At 63.8% G+C, this 26,883-nt stretch carries 24 protein-coding genes; 11 read left to right on the forward strand and 13 right to left on the reverse strand.

Annotated elements, in window-relative coordinates:
• Positions 1–42 precede the first annotated feature (42 nt).
• Together KZO25_RS04295 and KZO25_RS04300 are read left to right on the forward strand one after the other, a co-directional pair.
• Positions 43–1,743 (forward strand): L-lactate permease, encoded by a 1,701-nt coding sequence (locus KZO25_RS04295; RefSeq protein WP_066447979.1) that lies wholly within the window; start codon positions 43–45, stop codon positions 1,741–1,743.
• A 227-nt stretch (positions 1,744–1,970) separates the two neighbouring features.
• A complete protein-coding gene (locus KZO25_RS04300; RefSeq protein ID WP_223136004.1) occupies positions 1,971–3,671 on the forward strand; it encodes an L-lactate permease in 1,701 nt (566 codons plus the stop codon).
• A gap of 62 nt (positions 3,672–3,733) precedes the next feature.
• Here KZO25_RS04300 and ltaE read toward each other — a convergent pair whose 3' ends face one another.
• The 9 genes from ltaE to KZO25_RS04345 all read right to left on the reverse strand — a co-directional run bounded on the left by ltaE (position 3,734) and on the right by KZO25_RS04345 (position 14,846).
• Positions 3,734–4,771, reverse strand: coding sequence for a low-specificity L-threonine aldolase (gene ltaE, locus KZO25_RS04305; protein WP_223136005.1), 1,038 nt, complete (start codon positions 4,769–4,771; stop codon positions 3,734–3,736).
• Between the two features lie 117 nt (positions 4,772–4,888).
• Positions 4,889–7,885, reverse strand: coding sequence for an FAD-binding and (Fe-S)-binding domain-containing protein (locus tag KZO25_RS04310; RefSeq protein ID WP_223136006.1), 2,997 nt, complete (start codon positions 7,883–7,885; stop codon positions 4,889–4,891).
• 30 nt (positions 7,886–7,915) lie between these two features.
• Positions 7,916–9,121 (reverse strand): pyridoxal-phosphate-dependent aminotransferase family protein, encoded by a 1,206-nt coding sequence (locus tag KZO25_RS04315; protein ID WP_066451977.1) that lies wholly within the window; start codon positions 9,119–9,121, stop codon positions 7,916–7,918.
• 70 nt (positions 9,122–9,191) lie between these two features.
• Positions 9,192–10,379 (reverse strand): CaiB/BaiF CoA transferase family protein, encoded by a 1,188-nt coding sequence (locus KZO25_RS04320; protein WP_066451978.1) that lies wholly within the window; start codon positions 10,377–10,379, stop codon positions 9,192–9,194.
• 21 nt (positions 10,380–10,400) lie between these two features.
• Positions 10,401–11,189 (reverse strand): enoyl-CoA hydratase/isomerase family protein, encoded by a 789-nt coding sequence (locus KZO25_RS04325; RefSeq protein ID WP_066451979.1) that lies wholly within the window; start codon positions 11,187–11,189, stop codon positions 10,401–10,403.
• A gap of 113 nt (positions 11,190–11,302) precedes the next feature.
• Positions 11,303–12,586 (reverse strand): TRAP transporter large permease, encoded by a 1,284-nt coding sequence (locus KZO25_RS04330; protein ID WP_223136007.1) that lies wholly within the window; start codon positions 12,584–12,586, stop codon positions 11,303–11,305.
• On the reverse strand, positions 12,583–13,170 hold the full coding sequence (locus KZO25_RS04335) for a TRAP transporter small permease (protein WP_066451981.1): 588 nt from the start codon (positions 13,168–13,170) through the stop codon (positions 12,583–12,585). The genes KZO25_RS04330 and KZO25_RS04335 overlap by 4 nt, the downstream gene beginning before the upstream one ends.
• A gap of 89 nt (positions 13,171–13,259) precedes the next feature.
• On the reverse strand, positions 13,260–14,240 hold the full coding sequence (locus tag KZO25_RS04340; RefSeq protein WP_223136008.1) for a TRAP transporter substrate-binding protein: 981 nt from the start codon (positions 14,238–14,240) through the stop codon (positions 13,260–13,262).
• 144 nt (positions 14,241–14,384) lie between these two features.
• Positions 14,385–14,846 carry a GlcG/HbpS family heme-binding protein gene (locus KZO25_RS04345; protein ID WP_066451983.1) on the reverse strand — a complete coding sequence of 154 codons (462 nt, stop codon included), beginning with the start codon at positions 14,844–14,846 and terminating at the stop codon, positions 14,385–14,387.
• Between the two features lie 260 nt (positions 14,847–15,106).
• On the opposite strand from KZO25_RS04345, the gene KZO25_RS04350 reads away from it, so the two are divergent.
• Entirely contained in the window at positions 15,107–15,790 is a 684-nt protein-coding gene (locus tag KZO25_RS04350; RefSeq protein ID WP_066451984.1) for a GntR family transcriptional regulator, read from the forward strand.
• A gap of 57 nt (positions 15,791–15,847) precedes the next feature.
• Here KZO25_RS04350 and glcC read toward each other — a convergent pair whose 3' ends face one another.
• A complete protein-coding gene (gene glcC, locus KZO25_RS04355) occupies positions 15,848–16,684 on the reverse strand; it encodes a transcriptional regulator GlcC (protein ID WP_083517659.1) in 837 nt (278 codons plus the stop codon).
• 213 nt (positions 16,685–16,897) lie between these two features.
• Here glcC and glcD point away from each other — a divergent pair, with 213 nt between their 5' ends.
• The 6 genes from glcD to KZO25_RS04385 all read left to right on the forward strand — a co-directional run bounded on the left by glcD (position 16,898) and on the right by KZO25_RS04385 (position 22,233).
• Positions 16,898–18,385 (forward strand): glycolate oxidase subunit GlcD, encoded by a 1,488-nt coding sequence (gene glcD, locus KZO25_RS04360; protein ID WP_114477010.1) that lies wholly within the window; start codon positions 16,898–16,900, stop codon positions 18,383–18,385.
• An 11-nt stretch (positions 18,386–18,396) separates the two neighbouring features.
• Positions 18,397–19,512 carry a glycolate oxidase subunit GlcE gene (gene glcE / locus KZO25_RS04365; RefSeq protein ID WP_223136009.1) on the forward strand — a complete coding sequence of 372 codons (1,116 nt, stop codon included), beginning with the start codon at positions 18,397–18,399 and terminating at the stop codon, positions 19,510–19,512.
• Between the two features lie 20 nt (positions 19,513–19,532).
• Positions 19,533–20,792: a glycolate oxidase subunit GlcF gene (gene glcF, locus KZO25_RS04370; protein WP_223136010.1), complete on the forward strand. Its 1,260-nt coding sequence runs from the start codon at positions 19,533–19,535 to the stop codon at positions 20,790–20,792.
• Between the two features lie 206 nt (positions 20,793–20,998).
• Entirely contained in the window at positions 20,999–21,400 is a 402-nt protein-coding gene (locus tag KZO25_RS04375; RefSeq protein ID WP_223136011.1) for a GlcG/HbpS family heme-binding protein, read from the forward strand.
• A gap of 224 nt (positions 21,401–21,624) precedes the next feature.
• A complete protein-coding gene (locus tag KZO25_RS04380; protein ID WP_223136012.1) occupies positions 21,625–21,876 on the forward strand; it encodes a hypothetical protein in 252 nt (83 codons plus the stop codon).
• A gap of 90 nt (positions 21,877–21,966) precedes the next feature.
• Entirely contained in the window at positions 21,967–22,233 is a 267-nt protein-coding gene (locus KZO25_RS04385) for a DksA/TraR family C4-type zinc finger protein (RefSeq protein ID WP_223136013.1), read from the forward strand.
• A 25-nt stretch (positions 22,234–22,258) separates the two neighbouring features.
• On the opposite strand, the gene KZO25_RS04390 is transcribed toward KZO25_RS04385, so the two are convergent.
• Positions 22,259–22,654: a hypothetical protein gene (locus KZO25_RS04390; RefSeq protein WP_223136014.1), complete on the reverse strand. Its 396-nt coding sequence runs from the start codon at positions 22,652–22,654 to the stop codon at positions 22,259–22,261.
• A 219-nt stretch (positions 22,655–22,873) separates the two neighbouring features.
• Between KZO25_RS04390 and KZO25_RS04395 the strand changes: the two genes are divergently transcribed.
• Both KZO25_RS04395 and KZO25_RS04400 read left to right on the forward strand, forming a co-directional pair.
• On the forward strand, positions 22,874–23,773 hold the full coding sequence (locus KZO25_RS04395; RefSeq protein ID WP_223136015.1) for a DMT family transporter: 900 nt from the start codon (positions 22,874–22,876) through the stop codon (positions 23,771–23,773).
• A gap of 162 nt (positions 23,774–23,935) precedes the next feature.
• Positions 23,936–25,144: a diguanylate cyclase gene (locus KZO25_RS04400; RefSeq protein ID WP_223136016.1), complete on the forward strand. Its 1,209-nt coding sequence runs from the start codon at positions 23,936–23,938 to the stop codon at positions 25,142–25,144.
• Between the two features lie 67 nt (positions 25,145–25,211).
• Here the strand turns inward: KZO25_RS04400 and KZO25_RS04405 are convergent, their stop codons facing one another.
• A complete protein-coding gene (locus KZO25_RS04405) occupies positions 25,212–25,979 on the reverse strand; it encodes a MauE/DoxX family redox-associated membrane protein (RefSeq protein ID WP_223136017.1) in 768 nt (255 codons plus the stop codon).
• Between the two features lie 52 nt (positions 25,980–26,031).
• A complete protein-coding gene (locus tag KZO25_RS04410; RefSeq protein ID WP_223136018.1) occupies positions 26,032–26,880 on the reverse strand; it encodes a carbohydrate ABC transporter permease in 849 nt (282 codons plus the stop codon).
• Between the last annotated feature and the right edge of the window lie 3 nt (positions 26,881–26,883).

The following is a 26,883-nucleotide window of genomic DNA, read 5'->3' on the forward strand; positions in this document are numbered from 1 at the left end:
CACTCGATCCCTGAAAACGAGACAGCGAGGTAACGTCATCTCATGACGGACACGACACTTGCCCTACTTGCCTTCACGCCGCTGATCCTGGCCGGCGTGCTGCTGATCGGCCTGCGCATGCCGGCGAAAACTGCCATGCCGGCGGTCTATGTGGTCACCGCCCTCATTGCCCTGCTCGCCTGGGACATGAGCTTCAACCGAGTTCTGGCCTCGACTCTCCAGGGCCTGATTCTCACCATATCGATCCTCTGGATCATCTTCGGTGCCATCCTGCTGCTCAACACCCTGAAACACTCCGGGGGCATCACCGCCATCCGCAACGGCTTCTCGGGCATCAGCCCGGACCGCCGGGTGCAGGCGATCATCGTCGCCTGGCTGTTCGGCTGCTTCATCGAGGGCGCCTCCGGCTTCGGCACCCCAGCCGCCGTAGCCGCGCCGCTGATGGTGGCACTCGGCTTCCCGGCGCTGGCCGCCGTAGTGGTGGGCATGATGATCCAGTCAACGCCGGTCTCCTTCGGCGCCGTGGGCACGCCGATCGTGGTGGGCGTCACCGCCGGTATTGATCGTGAAGGCATCACATCTCAGCTGGAAGCCGGCGGCTATACCTGGCTTGAATACTTCCGTCTGATCGCCGCCGAGGTGGCCGTTATCCACGGTATCGTCGGCGTCCTGATGCCGCTGATCATGGTGGTGATCATGGTGCGCTTCTTCGGTGCCAACAAGTCCTGGAAGGAAGGGCTATCCATCACCCCCTTCGCGCTCTTCGCCGGCGTGGCCTTCGTGGTGCCCTATATGCTCGCCGGCGTGCTGCTCGGCCCGGAATTCCCGTCCATGATCGGTGCCATGGTGGGACTTGCCATCGTTGTGCCCGCCGCGCGCAAGGGCTTCCTGATCCCCAAGGACGTCTGGGACTTCCCCGAGCGCAAGTCCTGGCCGGACGCATGGATCGGCAAGCTGGAAATCAAGCTGGACGACATCGCCGGCAAGGCACCGATCTCTACCCTCATGGGCTGGGTACCCTATGTGCTGCTGGCCGTGATTCTGGTCGCCTCCCGCACCATCGACCCGTTCCGCGAAGCGCTTCAATCACTGAGCTTCGGCTGGAGCAATATCCTCGGTGAGGCCGGCGTGTCGGGTGCTATCGAGCCACTCTACCTGCCCGGTGGGATCCTGCTGATGGTGGTACTGCTCACCGCCCTGCTCCACCGCATGCGCCTGGGCGAGCTCAAGGCAGCCTTCGGTGAGTCCTCGCGGACCATTTTCGGCGCTGGCTTCGTGCTGATCTTCACCATTCCCATGGTGCGCATTCTGATCAACTCCGGCGTCAACGCTGCGGACCTGGTATCCATGCCGGTTGCCATGGCACAGTTCGTTGCCGACGGGGTGGGCGGCGTCTATCCGCTCTTCGCGCCCGCAGTCGGTGGTCTGGGTGCCTTCATTGCCGGTTCCAACACCGTCTCCAACCTGATGCTGGCGGAGTTCCAGTTCAACGTGGCACAGCAGTTGGGCGTTTCCACCGCAATGATGGTGGCACTGCAGGCGGTGGGTGCCGCCGCGGGCAACATGATTGCCATCCATAACGTGGTGGCGGCGTCTGCCACCGTGGGGCTGCTGGGCCGCGAAGGCGAAACCATTCGCAAGACGATCCTGCCGACCCTCTACTACCTGATCTTCACCGGCATCATCGCCATGATCGCGTTCTACGTCATCGGCGTCACGGACCCGCTGATGCGCGCCGGCTGATCCTCTGCCGGGAGCCTGCGGAAGGCCACGAAAGGGCCCTGTCGAATTCGACAGGGCCTTCTCGGTTGTGGCCAGGTTGATGACAGCGCTGGTAACGATTCATGGTGCTAGCCGCCAAGAAACTGGTCCTACCACTCGTACCCGGCATGGCCATCCCCCCATCATCCCCTTAAGGTGCCAGGCGGAGGTTCCCGAATAAGTAGCATAAAACCGAGGAATTTTTGCCCATGACAAATACCACGCTAGCGCTACTTGCCTTTCTACCCCTGGTCCTGGCCGGGGTGCTGCTGATCGGCTTTCGAATGGCGGCCAGAACCGCCATGCCGATCGTCTACCTGGTGACGGCCCTCATCGCTCTATTCGCCTGGGAGATGACCTTCACGCGGGTCATCGCCTCTTCGTTGCAGGGTTTGATCCTCACCGTCTCGATCCTGTGGATCATCTTCGGTGCCATCCTGCTGCTCAATGCCATGAAGCATTCCGGAGGCATCACCGCCATTCGCAACGGCTTCTCGGGCATCAGTCCGGACCGCCGGGTGCAGGCCATCATCGTCGCCTGGCTGTTCGGCTGCTTCATCGAGGGAGCCTCCGGCTTCGGTACCCCGGCCGCCGTGGCCGCGCCATTGATGGTGGCCCTGGGCTTTCCGGCCCTGGCTGCCGTGGTGGTGGGCATGATGATCCAGTCCACCCCGGTCTCCTTCGGTGCCGTGGGTACGCCGATCGTGGTTGGCGTTACCGGCGGGGTCAACCAGAGCGCCATCACTGAAGCACTTGAAGCCGGTGGCTACACCTGGCTGGAGTACTTCCGTTTGATTGCTGCCGAGGTAGCCATCATCCACGGCATCGTCGGCATCCTGATGCCGCTGATCATGGTGGTGATCATGGTGCGCTTCTTTGGGGCCAACAAGTCCTGGAAGGAGGGCCTTTCCATCACGCCTTTTGCGCTTTTCGCCGGCGTGGCCTTCGTGGTGCCTTACATGCTGGCAGGGGTACTGCTCGGCCCGGAATTCCCGTCCATGATCGGTGCCATGGTGGGTCTGGCCGTGGTCGTGCCCGCCGCCCGCCGCGGCTTCCTGATCCCCAAGGATGTATGGGAGTTTCCCGAGCGCAAGTCCTGGCCCGACGAGTGGATCGGCAAGCTGGAGATCAAGCTGGACGACGTCGCCGGCAAGAAGCCTCTCTCCACCTACATGGGCTGGGCGCCCTATGTGCTTCTGGCCGTGATACTGGTCGCCTCCCGCACCATCGACCCGTTCCGCGAAGCGCTTCAATCACTGAGCTTCGGCTGGAGCAATATCCTCGGCGAAGCCGGAGTATCCGGCAGCCTGGAACCACTTTATCTGCCGGGTGGCATTCTGGTTTTCGTGGTGTTGCTCACGGCCCTGCTTCACCGCATGCGCATCGGTGAGGTGAAAGAAGCCTTCAATGAGTCAACCCGCACCATTCTCGGGGCCGGCTTCGTGCTGATCTTTACCATTCCCATGGTGCGGATCCTGATCAATTCCGGGGTCAATGGAGCCGACCTGGTCTCCATGCCGGTGGCCATGGCGCAGTTCGTCGCCGATGGGGTGGGTGACGTCTACCCGTTCTTCGCTCCCGCAGTCGGGGGACTCGGCGCCTTCATTGCCGGCTCCAATACCGCAGCCAACCTGATGCTGGCGGAGTTCCAGTTCAACGTGGCGCAACAGCTCGGGGTATCCACCGCAATGATGGTGGCGCTGCAAGCCGTGGGTGCGGCCGCAGGCAACATGGTCGCCATCCATAACGTGGTCGCGGCATCGGCTACCGTGGGGCTGCTGGGACGCGAAGGCACAACCATCCGCAAGACGATCCTGCCGACCCTCTACTACCTGATCTTCACCGGCATCATCGCCATGATCGCCTTCTACGTGATCGGCGTCACCGACCCGTTGATGCGCGTCGGCTGACCCTTTCCGAAAGCGCAGCAGACAGCTCCCATGGCCTCGTCCATGGGGGCTGTCGTTGACGCTCAACCACCAAGCCTGGCATCGACTCGGGCGGCATTCGCTACGAAGTACGCCTTGATGCCTGCCACGACATGGCGAACGTCTTGCTCTGAAATGTCGAGGTGCGTCAACATGCGCGTGACCGGTGCAGCGGCCATCAGGATACCCCGTTCAGCGAGAAACGCCTCCAGCGCCGAGCAATGGGCCTCAGGAAGAGTGACGAACAGCATGTTGGTATCACAGCCATGCACCCCGACTTCATCGATTTCACCCAAGCCTTCAGCCAGCAGCGCAGCGTGGCGATGATCCTCTCCCAGGCGTTCGACATGGTTCTCCAGCGCATGATGACAAGCCGCCGCCAGGATGCCGACCTGGCGCATGCCGCCGCCCAGCGTCTTGCGCCAACGCCGCGCCCGTAAAATGAAGGCCTCGTCGCCCAGCAGCAGCGAGCCAACCGGCGCGCCAAGCCCTTTTGAAAAGCAGAGCGACACCGAATCGAAACCCTGGCACAGCTCGGCGAGGGAGCGTCCGGAGGCAACCACGGCGTTGAACAGTCGTGCGCCGTCCAGGTGGGTGGCCAGCCCATGCTCATGGGCCAGCGCCGTGGCACGACGGGTATAGGCTTCCGGTAGCACCTTACCCCGGAAGGTGTTCTCCAGCGCCAGCAGCCGGGTGCTGGCATGATGAATGTCGGCTCCCTTGATGGCAGCCTGCACCCTCTCCAGCGGCAGGCTGCCGTCCGGGTCATGCTCGATGGGCTGGGGCTGGATGCTGCCCAGAACCGCCGCACCGCCACCCTCATCGCGATAGATATGCGAGAACTGGCCGGCGATATACTCGTCGCCCCGCTGGCAGTGGACCAGGAGGGCCGCCAGGTTGCTCTGGGTTCCCGAGGGGAAGAACAGCGCAGCCGCCATGCCCGCCCTCTCTGCCACCGCCGCCTCGAAGGCGGCAACGCTGGGGTCATCGCCCCATACATCGTCTCCCACCGGTGCCCTGGCCATCGCCTCGCGCATGGCCGGGGTGGGCCGGGTCACGGTGTCACTGCGTAGATCGATCATTGTCTTCCATCCTCGTCACGACGAAAGGGGCGACCCCTGTCGCCCCTTTCTATGGTGCCTGGCCATAGTGCCTGGCCATGGTGCCTTGCCTTGATCATGATGCCTGGCGGGTTCGCCTCAGGCCAGTGCCTGCTCCAGCAGCCGAGCCACGTGGATCGCTTCACGCCCCGAGCCGTCCTTGATCTGGTGGCGACAGCTGGTGCCATCGGCCACCACGACGGCCTCGTCAGCGGCCTCGCGGATAGCCGGCAGCAGCGACAGCTCGGCCATTTTCATCGAGGCATCATAGTGCTCGACCTCGTAACCGAAACTGCCGGCCATGCCGCAGCAGGAAGACTCGATGGTCTCGACCTCGAGCTCGGGAATCCATGACAGCACCTGCTCGATGGGGCGCACGGCATCGAAGGCCTTCTGATGACAGTGGCCGTGAAGCATGACGCGTCGGTATGCCAGCGGCTTGAGTTCCAGCGGCAGCTCCCCGGCCTCACGCGCCTTGACCAGGAACTCCTCGAACAGACAGGCCGCCTCAGCCAGTGCCCTCGCCTCTTCGCCGAATCCATACTGCAGGAACTCGTCACGCATGCTGAGCAGGCATGACGGCTCGAGACCGACAATGGCCATGCCACTGTTCACATAGGGCATCAGCGCCTCCAGCGTCCGCTGCGCCTCGGCTTTCGCCTTGTCGAACTGGCCGGACGAGAGGTAGGTGCGCCCGCAGCACAGCGGTCGCTCACCCTGCTTCACGTTGAGGTGTACCTCGTAGCCGGCGGCTTCCAGCACGCGCTTGGCGGCCCTGGCATTGTCTCCCTCCATATAGTTGTTGAAGGTATCGACGAAAAGCAGCACCTCGCGGGTCGCCGTATCCTGCGCCGTGTGCGCTTCGGCCAGGAAGTTGCCAGCAAAGGCCGGCAACGCACGCTCCGGGGCCAGCCCAAGCCCGCGCTTGACGCCACGGGCGATGAAGGGGATCCGCTCGATGCCGTTGACCAGGGCGGAGAACCGGCTCGCCCAGGGCGCATAGCGCGGCATCTCGCCGACCATGCGGTCACGCAGCGACAGTCCCTTGGCCCGCACCCGGGCGCTACGCGCCTCGATCTTGAACTTGGCCATGTCGACCCCGGTGGGGCAGTCCCGCCGGCAGCCCTTGCAGGAGACGCAGAGGTCCAGCGCCTCCTTGACGTCATCGCTGGCCAGGCCCTCCTCGCCCAGTTGTCCGGAGAGCACCAGCCGCAGGGTATTGGCACGCCCCCGGGTCAGGTGTTTTTCGTCACGCGTGATGCGGTAGCTCGGGCACATGGTGCCAGCATCGAACTTGCGGCAGTGGCCGTTGTTGTTGCACATCTCCACCGCCATGGCCAGGCCATGGGTGGGGTCACCGGCGCTGCCGGCTTCGCTCTGCGCGCCGGTCAGCGGGTCGCGCCTGACGTTCCACGCCGACCAGTCGAACACCGGCGTCAACGGAATCGCCCGGTAATCCCGGGGGAAGCGAAAGTAGCGATCGTCGTCCATCTTCGGGGTGTCGACGATCTTTCCCGGGTTGAAGCGGTTGTCCGGATCGAAGAGCCGCTTGACCTCGCGGAAGGCGTCGTTGATCGTGGGCCCGAACTGCCAGGCCACCCACTCGCCGCGGCAGAGCCCGTCGCCGTGTTCACCAGAGTAGGCCCCCTTGTACTCGCGCACCAGCGCCGACGCCTGTTCGGCGATCTCGCGCATCTTGCCGGCGCCGTCGCGACGCATGTCGAGGATCGGCCGCACGTGCAAGGTTCCGACGCTGGCATGGGCGTACCAGGTGCCCTCCGTGCCATGGCGGTGAAAGACCTCGGTGAGCTTGTCGGTATACTCGGCGAGGTGCTCCAGGGGCACCGCGCAGTCCTCGATGAAGGAGACCGGCTTGCCGTCGCCCTTCATGCTCATCATGATGTTGAGTCCCGCCTTGCGCACGTTCCACAGCGCCTTCTGCTCGGCGGGCTCGGGCATGTCGACCACGCTGCCGCCCAGCCCCAGGTCGCCCATCAGCTGGTTGAGCGCGCGCAGCGACGCCAGCTGTGTCTCGCGATCCTCGCCGGCAAACTCCACCAGCAGCACGGCCTCGGGCTTGCCGATCAGGGCCTTCTCGATCACCGGGCGAAATGCGGGGTTCTCCAGCGACAGGTCGATCATGGTGCGGTCGACCAGTTCCACCGCGGTGGGATCGAGCTTGACGATATGCTGGGTGAAATCCATGGCCTGGTAGAAGGTGGGGAAGTTCACCACCCCGAGCACCTTGTGCTCGGGCAGCGGCGAGAGCCGCAGCGTGATGCGGCGACTGACCGCCAGGGTACCTTCCGACCCGACCAGCAGGTGCGCCAGATTGATCCGGCCTGCCGGGTCGTAGGGCTTGGGATTCTGGCAGTCGAACAGATCCAGGTTATAGCCGCCGACGCGGCGCAGCACCTTGGGAAAGTGATCGCGTATCTCGGGGCCGACCCGCTCGGCGATGGCTCGTACCTTGTCGGCAATCAGGCGCGCTCGGCTACCCTCGGCCAGCTCCTCGACAAAACCGAAGCTCGCCTCGCCTCCGTCGGCCAGCAGGGCATCCACGCCGAGCACGTTGTGGACCATGTTGCCGTAGCGGATCGAGCGCGAGCCGCAGGAGTTGTTGCCGGTCATGCCACCCACGGTGCACTGGGCGCTGGTGGAGACATCCACCGGAAACCAGAGCCCATGGGGCTTGAGCCAGGCGTTGAGATGATCGAGCACGATTCCGGGCTCCACCACCACCGTGCGTGCCTCGGCGTCGAACTCGACCACCTGGTCGAGCCAGCGGGTGGTATCGATCACCAGCGCCTCACCCACCGTCTGGCCGCACTGGCTGGTGCCGGCCCCCCGGGGCAGCACCGGGACGCCGGCGTCCCGGGCGATGGCCAGTGCCAGCGCCAGGTCCTCCTGGTGGCGTGGTATCACCACCCCCAGCGGCATCACCTGGTAGATCGAGGCGTCTGTCGAGTAGCGGCCACGCGATGCATGATCGAACAGTACCTCGCCTTCCATCTCCCGGGAAAGGCGGGCCGCCAGCTCAGTCACTGGCTTGATCCGCGCATCCGGGGAAGGGGTCTTTCCCGTCATAGACGTCATTCTGCCTTCCTCAGCCATGTCAGGATGGGCTCACCTGGCGTCGAGCGGATGCCGGGCAAAGTAGTCCAACGCCGCCACCACGCCACTATCCTTGAGCGGCACGCCGCTGAGTTTCATGCCGGCTTCACAGCCGCCCAGGGTGGCGATCAGCGTCAGGTCATTGCAGTCGCCCAGATGGCCAATGCGGAACATCCGGCCCTTGACCTTGCCCAGGCCCATGCCGAGCGACAGGTCGAAGCGCTCGTAGATCAGCTGGCGCACGGCATCGGCATCGACTCCATCCGGCATCATCACGCCGGTCAGTACCGGGGAGTAGAGCGCCGCATCCTGGCACTGGATCTCCAGGCCCCACGCCGCCACCGCCGCACGCACCCCGGCCGCCCAGCGCTGGTGCCGCGCAAGCACATGGTCGAGCCCCTCCTCGAGCAGCATGTCCAGCGACTCGTTGAGGCCATAGAGCAGGTTGGTACTCGGCGTATAGGGCCAGTAGCCGTTCCGGTTGGCCTCGATGATCTCGTCCCAGGCCCAGAAGCTCTTGGGCAGCTGCGCCTCGCGACTGGTAGCGATGGCCTTGTCGGACACGGCATTGAAGCTGATGCCCGGTGGCAACATGAGACCCTTCTGGGAGCCGGAGATCGTCACGTCCACCCCCCACTCATCGTGACGGTAGTCAGCGCTGGCCAGCCCCGAGATGGTGTCGACCAGCAGCAGTGCCGGGTGGCCCACGGCATCGATGGCACGACGCACCGCCGCGATGTCGCTGGTCACCCCGGTGGAGGTCTCGTTATGCACCACGCAGACCGCCTTGATCTCATGGCCACCGTCTTCCCTCAGGCGCGCCTCGATCATGTCCGCCTGCACCCCCTGCCGCCAGCCTTCCGTTCCCGGCAAGCCGAGGAACTCGGGTTCCAGGCCCAGGCGCAGCGCCATCTTCTGCCACAGGGTGGCGAAGTGGCCGGTCTCGAACATCAGCACGCGATCGCCCGGTGACAGGACATTGACCAGTGCCGCCTCCCAGGCGCCGGTCCCCGAAGCCGGATAGATGACAACGGGGTTCCCGGTCTTGAAGACCTGCTTGATCTTGTCGAGCAGCTCACGCCCCAGGGCACCGAACTCGGGGCCACGATGGTCGATGGTCGGCAGGCTCATGGCACGCAGGATGCGATCCGGCACCGGCGAGGGTCCGGGGATCTGCAGAAAATGGCGGCCCGAGGGGTGGTAGTCGAGATTCAGCATGACAAAGTCTCCAATGACGTAATACCAGTAATTTCGGTAAGAAATTCAATCAATCACCTGGATCAAGCCGCTACTTGATACAGCCCTCGTCTCGCAAGGTGTTCCGTTCCGGCTCGGTCATGCCGAGACTGGCCAGTACCTCATCGGTGTGCTGACCGAACAGTGGCGCTGGTGAGCGAATCTGCGACGGCGTGCGGGAAAACTTGCTGGGAAAGCCGATGGTCTTCATCTTGCCGATCACCGGATGCTCCATCTCCTCGACCATGCCACGCGCCAGGTAATGCTCGTCCTGCATTGCCTGACCGAAGTCGTTGATAGGGCCCGCGGGGACCCCTGCCTGGTCACACAGCGCCAACCAGTGGTCGGTATCCTGCTCGGCCATGATTTCCTCGAGCAGCGTTTCGAGCGCTTCGACGTGCTGGCCGCGGTCATGGTTGGTGATGAAACGCGGATCTGACATCAGATCCGCGCGCCCGAGTACATCGCCGCAGAGGCGCTCCCAGGTGCGCTGATTGGCACAGCCCAGCATCAGATAGCCGTCACGAGTCTTGATCGCCTGATAGGGCGCCGAAACCCGATGGCGCCAACCGGTCGGTTCGGGCACCCTGCCCTCGGCAAAATAGGCCGCGGCCTCCCAGGCGAACCACGGCAGGCCGCATTCAGTGATGGCAATATCGATGTGCTGCCCTTCACCGGTATTCATCTTGTGGATATGTGCGGCGAGGATCGAATACACCGCAGTGATGCCGGCACCGATGTCATAGACGGCGATACCGGTCTTCAGCGGTCGACGCCCAGGCTCGCCGGTCATCGACATCAGGCCGCTCATGCCCTGAGCCACAAGATCGAAACCGCCGCGGTGACTGTAGGGGCCGGTCTGTCCGTAGCCGGAGATCGAGCAGTAGACGATGCCGGGGTTGATGGCCTTGATGGTGTCGTAGTCAATCTTGAGCGACTTGGTGACTCCGGTACGATAGTTCTCGACGATCACGTCGGCATCCTCGGCCAGCCGATAGAAGATCTGCCGGGCGCGCTCATCCTTGAGGTTCAACGAGATACTCTTCTTGTTCCGATTGATCTGGGAGAAGCAGGTCGATTCGTCGTTGACGTAGGGCCCCATCTGGCGGCTGTCATCACCGCCGTTGGTCTTTTCTACCTTGATCACCTCGGCACCCATGTCGGCCAGCACCATGGTGCAGTAAGGGCCGGCCATGATCTGGGAGATATCCAGCACTTTCAGCTTGTGTAAGGGAAGCATCGGCTCCACCTCGCTTTGTTATTAGTGACCCGTCCACTCGAACGGCGTCTTGTTGACGAACTTGCTGACTGCCGCCTTGAAGTCGTCGCTCATGTAGCAGGCGATGACCCAGTCATCGCCGGTATCTCGCGCCGTACGCCGCTGCGCCTGTACTCGCCCGACCAGCGCCTTGCTGGCCTGCACGGTGAGCGGCGCGAGCCTGTTGAACTGCTTGGCAACTTCGGCCACCTCGGCATGGATCGCGTCGGGCTCGATGACCGCATTGACCAGGCCCGCCTGGCTGGCCTCGCCGGCGTTGAACAGCTTGCCCAGCATCAGCGCCTCCTTGGTCCGAGCGATGCCCACCATGTCGATCAGCCGCGACACATTAGTGATCGAAAGGCAGTTGCCCAGGGTCTTGGCGATGGGCACCCCGAACTTGAGATTGGGCGTGCAGTAGCGAAAATCGCAGACCATGGCCAGTGCCGCGCCGCCGCCCACACAGGCACCCTCGATGAGCGCGATGGTGGGTTTGTTGAGGGTCTCCAGCTTGCCGACCACCCGGTCGATACGCTGCTCGTAGCCGATGGCGTCCTCGGGCTTGGAAAAGTGACTGAACTGGGTGATGTCGGTGCCTGCCACGAAGGCCTCACCGCCCACGCCGTACAGAACCACCGCATGCACCCGCTCCTCCTTCGCCAAGTGATCGCAGCAGGCTTCCAGGGCGTCGTACATCTCCCAGGTCATGGCATTGCGGCTCTCGGGACGGTTGAAGCCAAGCCACGCCACCCCTTCACGCACCTCATACAGCAGAGTGTTGCCTACCATCATTCTTCTCCCTCTTGCCGACCGGACACCCAGTGAATAATGAATTCAAAAAGCTGGGCATGATCTCCCCTGCCTCGTTCTCAAGCCCGGCGGACAGGTGCCCGCCGGGCACTCCTCTAGCGGTAGAAGAACTCCACCAGGGCCATCGGGATGGCGGGGATATAGGTCACCAGCAGCAGGATGAAGAGCAGCACGGTGATGAAGCCAAGGTTCGAACGCGTCACCGACCAGACATCCGTCTTGGCGATCGAGCAGGCCGTGATCAGCACGCTCGCCACCGGCGGGGTCTGCTGTCCAATGGCCAGGTTGAGACAGACCACCAGGCCGAAGTGAACAGGATCGATTCCGGCAGCGCCGACCAGCGGCATGACGATGGGCACCACCAGAATGATGGCCGCCGCGGAGTGCAGGAACAGACCGATCAGCAGGAAGAATACGTTCAGCATCATCAGGATGGCGTACTTGTTATCCGTCAGGCTGAGCACCGCCTGGGCCAGCTGCTGGGGCATGCGCATCTCGGTCAGGAATACGCCGATCAGCGCCGAGGCCGCCACCAGCAGCATCACCACGGCGGTTTGCTGGCCGCCGTCGATGATCGCCTTGTAGAGGGTGCGCATGTCCAGCTCACGGTAGATCACGGCGCTGATGAAGATCGCCGCCGCGACGGCGAGCCCTGCCCCTTCAGTAGCGGTCACGAAGCCGCCGAAGATGGAGCCGAGGATGATGATCGGCAGTGTCAGGGCCCAACTGGCCTCCTTGGCGGTCTGCTTGACGCGCTTGAACTGGAACACCTCTTCCACCGGCCAGTCGTACTTGCGGGCGTAGTAGTAGCTCAGCGCCATCAGGCCACCCGCCCCCAGCAGCCCGGGCACGATGCCGGCCACGAATAGCTGGACGATGGAGGCGCCGGACATCACGCCATACAGGATCATCGGGATGGAGGGTGGAATGATGATCGCCAGGGACGCCGAGGAAGAGGTGACCGCCGCGGCGAAGGGCGCCGGGTAGCCGCGCTTCTTCATCGCCGGGATCAGCACCGAGCCGGTAGCGGCCACGTCGGCCACCGCGGAGCCGGATATCTCGGCGAAGAACAGCGAAACGCCTATGTTGATCATCGCCAGCCCGCCCCGGATGAAGCCGAACAGCGCCGAGGCAAAGGCGATCAGGCGCTTGGAGATGCCACCGGTGTTCATGATGGCACCTGCCAGCACGAACATCGGGATGGCCAGCAGCGGGAAGCTGCTCGCTCCCTCGAACATCGTCAGCCCGATGTTGGGCAGCATCTCCAGGCCCTGGTAGGCCACGATGGCCACCGTCGCCACGATCGCCAGCGCCACCGCGATGGGCAGGCCCATCAGGATCAGCCCCAGCAGGCCAATTATCATGAAGGGGAGTGTCATGGCTGATCCCTCTTGGTCAGTGCATCCGCGGTGAATCCGGCCCGCGCATTGTCACGTTCGGCCTCGGCGATGGCGTGGCGGATCTCCTCCTCTTCCTGGGTGAGGCCCGAGCGCACCCTGGCCAGGTGAGCCGGCATGCTGAGCAGTTGGGCGATGATGAACAGCGCCGCCCCGATGGGAATGACCGACTGGGTAAAGGTGAGGGGCACCCAGCGCAGGGTGATCAGCGCCATGCCCTGCATGACATCGAGCACCACCAGGCCGGCCCAGCCGAGCACCAGGAAGAAACCGATGAACAGCGACTCGGTGAGATAGGCAATCGGCATGCGGATATGCACCGGCATGGCGGCCAATACGCCATCGACGCCGATATGGCCCCGCTTGAGCGCAGCCAGCGCCCCGGCGTAATAGGTCAGCCACACCAGCATGATGGCGGCCACCTCGTCATACCAGGAGGGGGTGCGCCAGGCGTAGCGGGTCACCACCGCGTAGAGCACCACCAGCGTCAGCGAAACCATCAGCACCACCGTGATGATCTCGAGAAGGCGCTCCAGGATGCGAGAAATAGTATTCACGGTACCCATGGCTCTCGACTCGTTCAGGAAAGTGGACAGGAGCCCCCACGCCGCCAGGCGGCGCGGGGGCGGGAGCCTTGCGGGTGACGCAAGGCGGGTCAGGAGTCGTTACCGAGCTCCAGAACCCTGTCGATGAGTTCCTGAGAGCCGGGCACCTCATTGGCAAAGGCCTCATAGATCGTACCCGAGGCCTCGATGAATACCGAAGTATCGACCTCGTTCACCTCTGTGTTGGCCTGACGAATTACGTCGATGAGATCCTCGTCGAGCTGTGCGGCATGCTCATAGACGAATGCCTGGGTCTCCTTGGCCGCCTCGATGATGATCTCCTGGATCTCATCGGGCAGGTTGTTGAAGCGGCGGCCGGCGGTGAGGTAGGCCGGCGTATAGACGTGACCGGTAAGGGAGAGGTAGTCCTGCACTTCCTGGAAGCGCTGGCCGGCGATCTGCGCCAGGGGGTTCTCCTGGCCGTCCATGACGCCCGTCTGCAGGGCCATGAACACCTCGGAGAGCGACATCGGTGACGGCTCCGCACCGTACTCCTCGAACATCCGCACACGCCACACGCCCTGGGGCACCCGGAGCTTGATACCGCGCAGGTCCTCGGGCGTGTTGATGGCACGCCGGTTGTTGGTGATATGGCGGAAACCGTTCTCCCACACGGCCAGGATGCGGTAACCGTTCTGCTCGGCCAGCGGCGCCAAGGTAGGCCAGACGACTTCCTCCTCGACCCGCTTCATGTGCTCGCGATCCTGGATCAGGTACGGCAGCTCGAAGAGACCGAACTCATCCGCCACCGAAGACATGATGGTGGAGGGCAGCGCCAGGTCGACGGTACCCAGCCGCATGCGCTGGAGCAGCTCGGAGTCGGTGCCCAACTGGCTGGAACCGAAGACCACTACCTCGTAGGGCTCAGGCAGGCGCTCGTTGACAAGCTCGGCAAAGTGGTTGGCGGAGTCGGAGAACAGGGAGTCGGGGCCTCCGACATGGCCGAAGGTGATCTCGCGCGCCTGGGCCTGCAGCGATACCGACGCCACCGCGATGGCGAGCGTGGTGACAGCGACACGTGGGAATAGCATGGCGTGTTACCTCATTGTTCTAGTATTGACGCTTTGGTGGGCTGGCTTGGATAGACGCAGATAAAATTGAATTCTTTATTCTAAATACGTCTTCAACCTAAGCTAGTCCTATCCGAGAAGAGGTGTCAAGTCGGGTCGGTCCACTCAGAGCGGCTCGAGGCCATGGGCCAGGCCCGCTGCCTCTATACCCGCGATGGCGGCACTCTCGTCCTCGGCGGAAGAGGCGCCACTAACGCCCACTGCGCCGATGACGCGCTCATCGGCATCGAGGACCAGCACGCCCCCGGCGACGGGAATGAAGTGTCCGCCAGACGCGGTGGACACGCTGGCGAGAAAGGCGGGACGCTCGGCGTTGCGCGCTCCCACCACTCCGCTGGCCACTCCGATGCCAAGCGCGGCAAACGCCTTGCCTTGGGCAACGGGGAAGCGCAACGGGGCGCAACCATCCTCGCGTTCGGCGGCGACCACATGACCTCCCCCATCCAGCACCACGGCGGTCAGCGGCTCTGTGCCGGCACGCCGGGCCTGGGCGAAGACGCCGTCGAGAATGGCTCTTCCCTGCTCACGAGTGAGTTGGACGCTGCTGCGAAAGACCTTGCCGGCCATGGGGTGCTCCTTGTTGTTATGTCGCTGGAGTTATGTCGCTGGTATTGGCTCGCTTCGTTGCTGTGTCACTGATATACCCCTCTGCATTCACTGCCACCGCTTGGCGGCCTCGGGAAAGCTTGAGAGAATTCTGAATTCATAATACCTTTCAGGGTATGCCGTCAACCGCGCAGTGTGCTTGAATACCAGGCAAGGAAAGCAGTGTCGTTCGCCATGCAGGGCAAAGCCTCGACAGCGACCGCGGACAAGGAAAACAGACAATGACCAAGATTCAGCCTCGTACCCTCTTTCGGGAAGTCGCAGACCGCATTCGAGACCTAATTGAGCATGGGGAACTGGCCCCTGGGGAGCGTATCTCCGAGAAGCAGCTGTGCGAAAATTTCGGCGTATCACGCACGCCGCTGCGCGAAGCGCTCAAGGTGCTGGCCTCGGAGGGCCTGGTGGAGCTACTGCCCAACCGGGGGGCACGCGTCAAGCAGTTGACCTACAAGATGGTCAAGGATACCTATGATCTCATGGGTGCCCTGGAAGGGCTTTCGGGCGAACTGGCCTGCCAGCAGATCAGCGATGAAGGCATAACGGCGATCTGCGCGCTACACGAGCGCATGCTGGTGCATTATCGCAATCGTGAACTACCGGAATATTTCCAGGTGAACCAGAAAATTCACGAGAGCCTGCTGGCCGCTTCGAATAACGATGTGCTGCTCGAGATGTACAACAACCTCAGCCAGCGGGTGAAGCGGGTTCGCTACTCCAAGAAGATGACCGACAGCTATTGGCGCCGCGCCGTACAAGACCATGAAGAGATGATCGCCGCGCTCAAGAAGCGTGACAGCAAGCGGCTGGGCCAGGTACTGCGCGACCACCTGTGCAACAAGCTCGAGGTCGCCTCGATCGCCGGCGTCATCGACGACGGGGAGACCCGCAACGTGGCGAACTCCTGACCGCTGACCATCGGCTGGGCCCGAAGCCTTGCCCCCGACCGGGGGCTCCGGCACGGGTCACTGCCACTCCTTCAGGCGCATGGCCGAGCGCTCCAGACGCTGGTCTTCCGCTTCGATCTCGCGCAGCTGCTCACCGATACCGGCTAGGTGGTCGAGGGCCGCGCGCCTGGCGGCCTGGGGCTTGCCCTCGATGATGGCCCGATAGAGTCGGGCATGCTGGCGGTTGATCATTTCCCGCGGGGCCTCGCGGTGGTAGAGGTTCTTCACCGAGGCGAACACCGAGCTGAGCAGCAGATCGGTCAGCGTCTGCAGGGTATGAACCAGCACGGGGTTGTGGGAGGCCTGGCAGATCGCCAGGTGGAAGGCATGATCCAGGTGCGCCAGTTCCTTGACCTCGATCTTCGGGCACTCCTTCACGTAATCGACCATGGCTTCATAGCGCCGCTGGATCAGCACGCGGTCGCTGGGTGTGGCACGTTCGGCGGCCAGCTTCGCCGACTCGCCCTCGAGCAGTGAACGCACCTCGAGGAGATCGTACAGCGTGCGCGGATGGTCGCGCAGCAGGTGCATCAATGGGCTGTCGTCCCGCCCCGGGACCAGGTCGGCCACCACCGACCCCCGCCCCTGCCGCGTCACGATGATGCCCTTGCTGCGCAGCGCGCGCAGCCCCTCCCGCAGCGAAGAGCGCGATACGCCCAGCCGCTCGCAAAGCCGACGCTCAGAAGGCAGCAGTTGCCCCGGCCGAAAGACCCCGTCGAGGATCAGGTGCTCGAGCCTTGCGGCCACCGCATCGGGAGTACGCGTCGGCAGGGCAAGCTCATCGGACTCCCTGGTACCCACCGTCTCCGTGGCGCCCCATGGCGTTCCCTCCCCAGTCCCCGATTCCTTTGTCATGAGGTGATCTCCGCAAGCCGCTGAGGCAGGATCGTCATTGACCGGCTGTCAGTGAACGACTAATGGTATATGGTGGAAATATTTTCCAATATAGTCGAAAACAACTGGTCATACCAGCAGACCGGAAGCTGGACAGCGAGTCGGTTAGCGCGCAGATTGGAGCTTTCGCACGATCACAACTCCTGCCGCCATGACTCTCAATGAGGCGTCTCCATGAATATCCTCTACGATGAACGACTCGATGGCGCGGCGCCGCAGCTGGACAAGACCGCCATCCGCGACAGTCTCGCCCAGGACGTACCCGGCCTGACGCTGCTGCATCGTGAAGAAGACCTGCACCCCTTCGAGTGCGACGGCCTCTCGGTCTATCGCACCCTGCCCATGCTGGTGGCGCTGCCAGAGACCCTGGCGCAGGTCGAACAGCTGCTCAAGACCTGCCACCGCCTCGGTGTGCCGGTGGTGACCCGCGGTGCCGGCACCGGCCTCTCGGGCGGTGCCATGCCGCTGGAGCACGGTGTGCTGCTGGTGCTGTCGCGCTTCAGCCGCATCCTGGAGATCGACCCCGAGGCGCGAATTGCCCGGGTCGAGCCCGGGGTACGCAACCTGGCCATCTCCGAGGCGGCCTCACCCTATGGCCTCTACTACGCCCCGGACCCCTCTTCCCAGATCGCCTGCTCCATCGGCGGCAACGTGGCCGAGAACGCCGGCGGCGTGCACTGCCTCAAGTACGGCCTGACCGTGCACAACGTGATCAAGGTCGAGGTACTGACCATCGAGGGCGAGCACATGACCCTGGGCAGCGATGCCCTTGACGCCCCCGGCTTCGACCTGCTGGCGCTGTTCAATGGCTCCGAGGGCATGCTCGGCGTGGTCACCGAGATCACCGTCAAGCTGCTGCCCAAGCCCGAGACCGCCAAGGTGCTGATGGCCAGCTTCGACGACATCGAGAAGGCCGGCAACGCCGTGGGCTCGATCATCGCCGCGGGCATCATTCCCGGCGGCCTGGAGATGATGGACAACCTGGCGATTCGCGCCGCCGAGGACTTCATCGGCGCCGGCTATCCGGTGGAGGCCGAGGCGATCCTGCTCTGCGAACTGGATGGCGTCGAAGCCGACGTCGACGACGACTGCGAGACCGTTCGCCGCGTACTCGAGGCGGCCGGCGCCACCGGTATCCAGCAGGCCCGCGACGATGCCGAGCGCGCGCTGTTCTGGGCCGGTCGCAAGAACGCCTTCCCGGCGGTGGGCCGCATGTCGCCGGACTACTACTGCATGGACGGCACCATACCCCGCCGTGAACTGGCCCGGGTGCTCAAGGGCATCTCCGACCTGTCCGAGCAGTACGGCCTGCGCGTGGCCAACGTCTTCCATGCCGGCGACGGCAACATGCACCCGCTGATCCTGTTCGATGCCAACACCCCGGGCGAGCTGGACGAGGCCGAGGCGCTGGGCGGCAAGATCCTGGAACTGTGCGTCGAGGTGGGCGGCACCATCACCGGCGAGCATGGCGTCGGCCGCGAGAAGATCAACCAGATGTGCGCTCAGTTCCGCCCCGACGAGCTGGCCACCTTCCGCGCCGCCAAGGCCGCCTTCGATCCGACGGGCCTGCTCAACCCGGGCAAGAACATTCCCACCCCGGCCCGCTGCTCGGAATTCCGCACCATCAAGAGCGCGGCAGCCGACCCCGCCAAGCAAGGCTGACTGGAGTGACCATGGACAAGACAGCAACGACACCCCATGACCATGACGCCAGCGAGTCATTGGCAGAGCGCATCCGCCAGGCGAGTGCCACCGGCACCCCGCTGCGCATCGTCGGCGGCGATACCCGCGGCTTCTACGGCCGTCCCACAGAGGGCGAAGTGCTCTCCACCGCCGAGCACCGGGGCATCACCTTCTACGACCCGGTGGAGCTGGTGGTATCGGTACGCAGCGGCACGCCTCTCACCGAGCTCGAGGCCGCCCTCGCCGAGCAGGGGCAGATGCTGCCCTTCGAGCCGCCACGCTTTGGTGAAGCGAGCACCGTGGGCGGCATGGTTGCCAGCGGTCTCTCCGGCCCCCGACGCCCCTGGGCCGGCAGCGTTCGCGATTTCGTACTCGGGGTCCGGGTGATCGGCCACGAGGGGATCGAGCAACGCTTCGGCGGCCAGGTGATGAAGAACGTCGCCGGCTACGACCTGTCGAGGCTGATGGTCGGCGCTCAGGGCACCCTCGGGCTGCTCACCGAAGTCACCTTCAAGGTGCTGCCCCGGCCCGGCGCCAGCCGCAGCCTGCACCTGGATATCTCGCTGGAGGAGGCGCGCAACAGGCTGGCCGACTGGGGCCGTGAGCCGCTGCCCATCAGCGCGGTAGCCTGGCTGGAGGGCGCCCTGCATATCCGCCTGGAAGGCGGGCCAAGCTCCGTGGCCGCCACCCGCGAGCGTCTCGGCGGCGATGAGCTGGATGAGAGCTTCTGGACCGCGTTACGGGATCTGCAGCTGGACTTCTTCGACCAGGGTGACGCCACGGCCAGCGACCGGCCCCTGTGGCGTCTGTCACTGCCCCATCGCACGGCCTCGCTGGAACTCGCCGACGCAGCGGAAGCCTCGATGATCCACGACTGGGCCGGCGCCCAGTGCTGGGTCAGGAGTGCCATCGATGCCGAGACCCTGCGCAGCGCCTGCCGACGCGTCGATGGTCATGCCACCTACCTGGGCGCCTGTGAAGGGCCGGGAAGCGACGAGCCCTTTACCCCGCTGCCATCGGTGCTGCTGAAGTATCACCGCAACCTCAAGGCCGAGCTCGACCCCAAGGGCATCTTCAACCCGGGCCGGCTCTACGCGGCGTTCTGAGACGTATCGAGGAAACCTACATGCAGACGCACTTTACCGAGGAAGACCTCAAGAAGCCGCACATTCGCGAAGCCGACCGCGTGCTGCGCAGCTGCGTTCACTGCGGCTTCTGCAACGCCACCTGCCCTACCTATCAATTGCTGGGCGACGAGCGCGACGGCCCCCGGGGACGCATCTACCTGATGAAGGAGATGCTGGAAAACCCCGACGACGACGTGAACGTCACCGAGCAGACCCGGCTGCATCTGGACCGCTGCCTGACCTGTCGCAACTGCGAGACCACCTGCCCCTCCGGCGTGGAGTATCACAAGCTGCTCGACATCGGCCGCGCCGAGATCGAACGGCGGGTGCCGCGCAAGGCTAGCGACCGCGCCTTCCGCTATGGGCTGCGCAAGGCCCTGACCGATCCCAAACGCTTCCAGGCGCTGCTCAAACTGGGCCAGACCTTCAAGCCGCTGGTGCCGGGCAAGCTCAGGGACAAGCTGCCGGCCACGCCGGTGGATGCCGGAGCACGGCCCGAGGGCAAGAGACACCAACGCCAGATGCTGATTCTCGAAGGCTGCGTACAGCCGGGGCTCTCGCCCAACACCAATGCTGCCACGGCAAGGGTGCTGGACCGCCTGGGCATTGGCCTCACTCCGGCTCCCGAGGCAGGCTGCTGTGGCGCGGTGGATTTCCACCTCAACGCCCAGGACGACGGCCGAGCCCGCATCCGCGCCAATATCGACGCCTGGTGGCCACACGTAGAGGCCGGTGCCGAAGCCATCGTGCAGACAGCCAGCGGCTGTGGCGCCTTCGTCAAGGAGTACGGCGAGATGCTGGAGGGCGACCCCGAGTACGCCGAGAAAGCCCGGCGGGTCAGTGAGCTGGCCCGGGATCTCGTCGAAGTGCTGCGCGACGAGGAACTGGAAGCGCTGAAGGTGAAGGAGAGCCGCAAGCTCGCCTTCCACTGCCCCTGCACCCTGCAGCATGCCCAGAAGCTCGGCGGCGCCGTCGAAGGCGTGCTGGTCAAGCTCGGCTTTTCGCTGACGCCGGTACAGGATGCCCACCTCTGCTGCGGCTCGGCGGGCACCTACTCCATCACCCAGCCGGAGCTTGCCACCCAGTTGCGCGACAACAAGCTCAACGCCCTGGAAGCCGGCAACCCGGAGCTCATCGTGACCGCCAATATCGGCTGCCAGACGCACCTCAACGGTGCGGGGCGAACGCCCGTCAGGCACTGGATAGAAATCGTCGATGAGACGTTACAACCTACAGCGAGCACGGCCCTCGGCCAATGAATCTACCAACGCGAGGGGCGCCGGGGACAGGCCGTAGAGGAGGTCCGATGCCATGGATGGCATCGGTAGCGCCCAGGGAAGGGTTTACAGCGCCTCATCGACGGACCGGCGCTCCGGGGCCTGTTGCCGGAACAGCCCCGGTGATTCAGCCACTGGGGTAGCTATTAATTCAGTACAGCAACACTCATCCCAAACAGGAGATCACCATGAACACCAAGCCCGCACTCACCCTCACCGACGTCAACGCCATCCTCGACGCCGCCCAGCAGGAGGCCGAGGCCAATGGCTGGGCCGTGACCATCGCCGTAGCCGACGACGGCGGCCACCTGCTCGGCCTGCGCCGCCTCGACGGCACCGCCCCCTTCACTGCCAATGTGGCCGCCGAGAAGGCGCGTAGCGCCGCCATGGGCCGCAAGGAGACCCAGGTCTTCGAGGAGATGATCAATGGCGGGCGCAACGCCTTCCTCTCTGCCCCCTTGCAGGGCCTGCTCTCCGGCGGCGTGCCGGTGATCGTCGACGGCCAGGTCGCCGGCAGCGTCGGGGTTTCCGGCGTCAAGCCCGACCAGGACGTCCAGGTGGCCAAGGCAGCCATTGCCGCCATCGGCTGAATCCAGGCCCGGCCAACCTCGCAAGCGCCCTGCTGTTGCATGACAGCAGGGCGTTTCTGTCCTGTGCAGTTCGCCCGGGTTATCTATACTGACAGCGGCCGGACCGATGGCCCGCCGGCACCGCATCACGTCGGGTAAGGCTGGCTCAGAAAGACAGCTCCGGTCGGGGCACTGCCTATCCATTCGGACCAGCCGACCGGCTGCGTTCAAAGGAGATATCGACAATGATAAAGACACTGTTTGCCGCACTGGTATTACTCGCCTTCGCCTTTCCCGCCTGGGCCGCCAGTTGCCCCATGCTGATGGGCGAGATCGACGAGGCGCTGCAGGACGACGCCAAGGTCGCCCAGCTAAGCGAGGCCGAACTCGAGCAGGTCAACGAGCTGCGCCAGGAGGGCGAGGAAGCCCACAATGCCGGCGACCATGCTCGCTCCGAAGATTTATTGAACCAGGCCAAGGAAATCCTCGGCGTTTGACCGGACAGGCGACGAGGGCCAGCGCCCTTGTCGCTTTTCAAAGCGCTTCTCAGGATTGAAATGACTCTTAAAGAGTCAAGGAGGAAGAGTGTGGCTGGTGGCTGGTCAAGAGATGGCGCCGAGCAGGAGCAGATCGAGAGCACGGTGGAGGACGCGCTGCAGCGGTTACGCAGCCAGCTTCCCACCGGCGAGAGCCTGACACACTGCGAGGAGTGCGGCGACGAGATTCCCCAGGCTCGCCGCGAGGCGATCAGGGGCGTGCGCCTGTGTTTCACCTGCCAGAGCGAGCGGGACAAGCAGCAGACGACCTACAGCGGCTACAACCGTCGAGGCAGCAAGGACAGCCAGCTGCGCTGAACGACCCCCATCTCCGACGCCTGGGTCATGGATCCAGGGGGCAGCGCATGAGCGACACCTCGTCATCGTCGCGGTCGAGCCAGGTCAGCGTCACCGACTCGTGATTCTCGAGCTGCAGTCGAATCCGCTCGCTGCTCTCCATTCCTTCGCCCGAACAGTCGAGCTGGCCCTGCCATACATTTTCGGACTCTTGCGTCGCTGCCATCTCGCAGATGTTCTCGTACCCCTCGAAGCGCGATGGGGAAATAGTGATCATCCGCTCCTCCCCGTCTCGCGCACACCAGTCCGGCTCGGCGGCCCAGTGCCCCACATACGCAATGGCATCTTGAAGCGCCGGCTCGTTGCCCGGAGCATCGTCATCGCAGCCGGTCAGCGCGAGAGCGGCACACAGCAACATCCATCCATAATGTCGCACATCCATGACGTCACCTCGGCGTTCATGTTCGCTTCTGCTCACAGCAGCGTGCGGTCGGCTATCAGCATAGGCGCGAATCGCGAACTGGCGGGCCTCCCGGGCAAAAACTGCTCCTCGCGACTTCTGTTAGTCTCCTTATCGTTTGCAGCACTGCACCGGCCCGATATCATGGTGCCTTTGCGAGCCCCGATGCCAGCGGGGCTTCTTCGTGCTCATGAGGTCGCCATGCCGCTGCTCTATTTCCTCGCACCGCTGGGTGCGGTGCTGATCTGGTCGGGCAACATGACCATCAACCAGCTCACCGTGGGCACCATCGCCCCCAGCAGTATCGCCTTCCTGCGCTGGGTGCTGGCACTGGCCGTGCTCACACCCTTCGTGCTGCCGTCCGCCTGGCAGCATCGCGATGCCATCCGCCGCCACTGGCCAAAGCTCGCGGTGCTGGGCCTGATCGGCATGGCGCTGTGGCAGGGCCTGGCCTATGTCGCCGCCGAGACCACTTCGGCCACCAACATGGGCATCCTTGCCGCCATGGTGCCGCTGCTAACCGTACTGCTCAGCGCGCTGATCCTGCGCGAGGCGCCGAGCCTCGGTGGCACCCTGGGCGGCATCGTGGCGCTGTTCGGGGTTACCGTACTGCTGGGGCGCGGCAACCCACTCTCGCTGCTGCAGCTGGAAGTCGCCCTGGGTGACCTGCTGATGGTGGTCGCCGCCACCTGCTACGCGCTCTACGGTGTCATGCTCAAGCGCTGGCCGCTGGACCTGCCGCCCTGGGTCGTGCTCTACGTGCAGGTCTGCTTCGCCGTCCTGTTCCTGCTGCCCGGCTACCTGCTGGGGCCGATGACGCCGGTGGACAGTCAAAACGTCTGGCTGATTCTCTACGCCGGCATTCCCGCCTCGATCGTCACCACCTTCCTGTGGATGCGCGCCATCCGCCAGATCGGCGCCAGCCAGGCGAGCATTTTCATCAACCTGATGCCGCTGTTCAGCGCTCTGATCGCCATGGCCTTCCTGAACGAGCGGATCGCGCTGTTCCACCTAGTTGGAGGTGTGATGGTGCTGGCGGGTGTCATCATGGCGCAGACCTTGACCCAACCCCTTCTCAGCAAGGCAAGCAGTAGCGTATGACCCAGGACACCACACCCCTCTTTCGAATCCCGGCCTTCCCTGGCGATACCGCCGGGAGAAAGGCAGAGGTAAGAAAAAAGTAAAGTTAGACCATTGTCAGCCGATATCCCCTCAGAGCACCAAGCCAAGAAATGGTGCCATTTACGCTGGGGGAAGCCGGCTGTGAAAGAGACCTTGCTGCAAGCCGTTGAGTCGAACCTGAGCAGGCCCTGGTACCGCCTGCGCTTCAGTCCGACGGTGGAAGCACGCTTCGAAGCCGACACCTCTGCTCGTCGCAATCGTCACCTGCTGATCGCAGGCACCGTGGCGCTTGTTATCTACGGCCTTTACTTCTTCAACGACGTTGTCATTCGTCCGGAGTCATTGCACACCGCCGCCTGGATCCGTTTCGGGCTGATGACCCCCCTGGGCATCGTGGCCCTCTACTGTGTGCATCGCGGCCTGCCACCGGCCATGCGAGAGGCGACAATGTCCGCCACCATGATCGTGGCAATGTTGCTCTCCAACGTGATCTTCGTCCTGTCCACATCCCCTTATTCGTTTCTCGATACCTTCTCGTTCGGGCTGATCCTAGTGGTGGGCAACATTGTCTTTTCGCTGCGCTTCGGCTTCGCCCTGGTCACATCGTTGCTGTGCGGGGTCATCATGGTGGCCTTCGTGGTGCCCTATGACGCCATTGAGAGCCCAGTCAAGATCAATACCCTGGTTGTCTTTACCTCTAGTGCCATCTTTACGCTGGTGGCCAACTATCGCCTGGAGGCCAGCGAACGGCAGTCCTACCTGCTGCTGTTGCGCGAGAAGTTGAGGAACCAGGCTGCCCTGAAGGACAACCAGACCCTGACCAAGATGTCTGCCACCGACCCGCTGACCGGTGTCGCCAATCGCCGGCATTTCGACAGCGCGCTCGCCCAGCGCTGGAGCGAAGCCATCACCGAACAAACGATGCTCGGCATGCTGGTGATCGATATCGACTGCTTCAAGAATTACAACGACCGTTACGGTCACCTCCAGGGCGATGCCTGCCTGCGCCAGGTCGCGGTGGAAATGCAGCGCCATGTCCGCCAGGATAACGACCTGGTGGTGCGCTATGGCGGTGAAGAGTTCGTCGTGCTATTGCCAAACGCCTCGTCGGAATCGGCAAAGCTCGCCGCCGAGCGCATTCGACAAGGCATAGAAGCACTGGCCATTCCCAACCAGGGCGCCGAGCATTCCCCGGTGATCACGGTCAGCATCGGCGTCGCCGTACTCCATCCATCGGCAACCCAGGCTGCCTCTACACTGCTCAAGCGTGCGGACGAGGCGCTCTACCAGGCAAAACGTGCGGGGCGCAACCGCAGCGTACTGGCGCCAGATGGCCCGCTGCCCGCTTAGGACAGCGGTACTGGGCCAGTACCGCCACGATGCAGCCGGTGGCACATCGAGACGACACCAGGGGCAGCTACAGCACATACATCCGCAACGGCATCCAGATGCCCATACCGACCATGATCAGGTTCTCGGTCAGCGATACGAAGCCCAGCGGCACCTTGCTGTCACCGCCGACACAGGCGCACTTGAGCTCACGCTTGTCGATATAGACCGCCTTGAACACCGAGACGGCGCCCACCGTACCGATGAACAGCGCCAATGGGGCAGCGAACCATACAAGGGCGCCCGCCAGCATCAGGATGCCCGCCAGCGTCTCGGCATAGGGATAGACATAGCCATAGCGCACCTGACGCTGGGCCAGCAGGTCGTAGTTGAGAAACATCGTGCTGAAGCTCTCAACGTCCTTGAGCTTCTGCAGCCCCAGCAGGGCCATGGCGATGGCCACGAAATATTCCGGCATCCTCGCGCTGAGCAGGGTGCCGGTCGCCGTCCAGCTGACGGCAAACCCCATCAGCAGGGCCGTGGCAAATAGGGCGATCACCGGTTGGTAGGTGGTCTCGTCCTCGCCCGGTGAATCCAGGCCGAAGTACTCGCGCAGCTCTTCATAGCCACCGATGCGCCGGCCATCGATGAAGGCCTGGGGCGTCGTATCCACCCCATGCTTTTCCTTGAAAGCTTCTGTCTCCTCCCGCGTGGTCAGGTGGTGATCCTCGACATTGAAACCCTTGCGCTCCAGCAAGTCCTTGCTCTTCAGTCCGAAGGGGCACAGGTGCTCCTCCATGACCATGCGGTAGAGCTGAGCGGTCTTTTCGCTCTCGTCCGCGCTTCCATGACTCATGACGCTCCTCCAACGCTGATGGACTCACGCCGAGTGTAGTCGCTTGAGGCGCTCAGCGAATTCCCGCCCGCAGGAACGACTGCACGAACTGGCGCTGGAACAGCAGGAAGGCCACCAGCAGCGGGGCGATACTGAGCAGGGTGGCGGCGCTGACGGTGGCCCAGTTCACACCGGTTTCCGGCGCCGAGAAGATGCCGAGCCCCACGGTCAGCGGGCGGCTCTCCACCGAGTTGGTGACCACCAGCGGCCACAGGAAGTTGTTCCAGTGGTGGCTGACCGAAACCAGTCCGTAGGCGAGATAGGTGGGCTTGGCCAGGGGCACGTAGACCTTGAGCAGGATCGCCATCCAGCCGCACCCCTCGATCCGGGCGGCGTCCTCCAGCTCGCGGGGTATGGTCTTGAAGGTCTGTCGCAGCAGGAAAATACCGAAGGCGCTGGCGACATACGGCAGCCCGATGCCGGTGATGGTGTCTACCAGACCAAGCGAACTGGCGATGCGGTAGTTCTCGACGATCAGGACCTCGGGGAATACGAAAAGCTGGATCAGCACCAGCATGAACAGGATCTCCTTGCCGGGGATCGGGAAGCGCGCAAAGGCGAAGCCGGCCAGGGTACAGACCACGAACTGTGCCAGCACCACCCCGGTGACCAGCAGGAAGGTGTTCAGGTAATAACGGGCAAACGGCGCCTGGGCCCAGGCGTTGGCGAAGTTCTCCAGGGTCACCGGGGCAAAGAGATCGAAACGCACCATGTAGGCCGCCGGGTGGAAAGCCGCCCAGAAGGCGTAGAGCAGCGGGAAAATCCAGATCAGCGCCAGCAGCCAGGCGGCGGTGGTCTCCAGGCTGGGTAACCGCAGGGCGAACCGTCTGTTTGCTGCGCTCGTCAGGCTCGGCTGACTCATGAA

Origin of the sequence: Halomonas sp. ANAO-440 (genome assembly GCF_019915905.1) — a bacterium.
Taxonomy (GTDB): Bacteria; Pseudomonadota; Gammaproteobacteria; order Pseudomonadales; family Halomonadaceae; genus Halomonas; species Halomonas chromatireducens.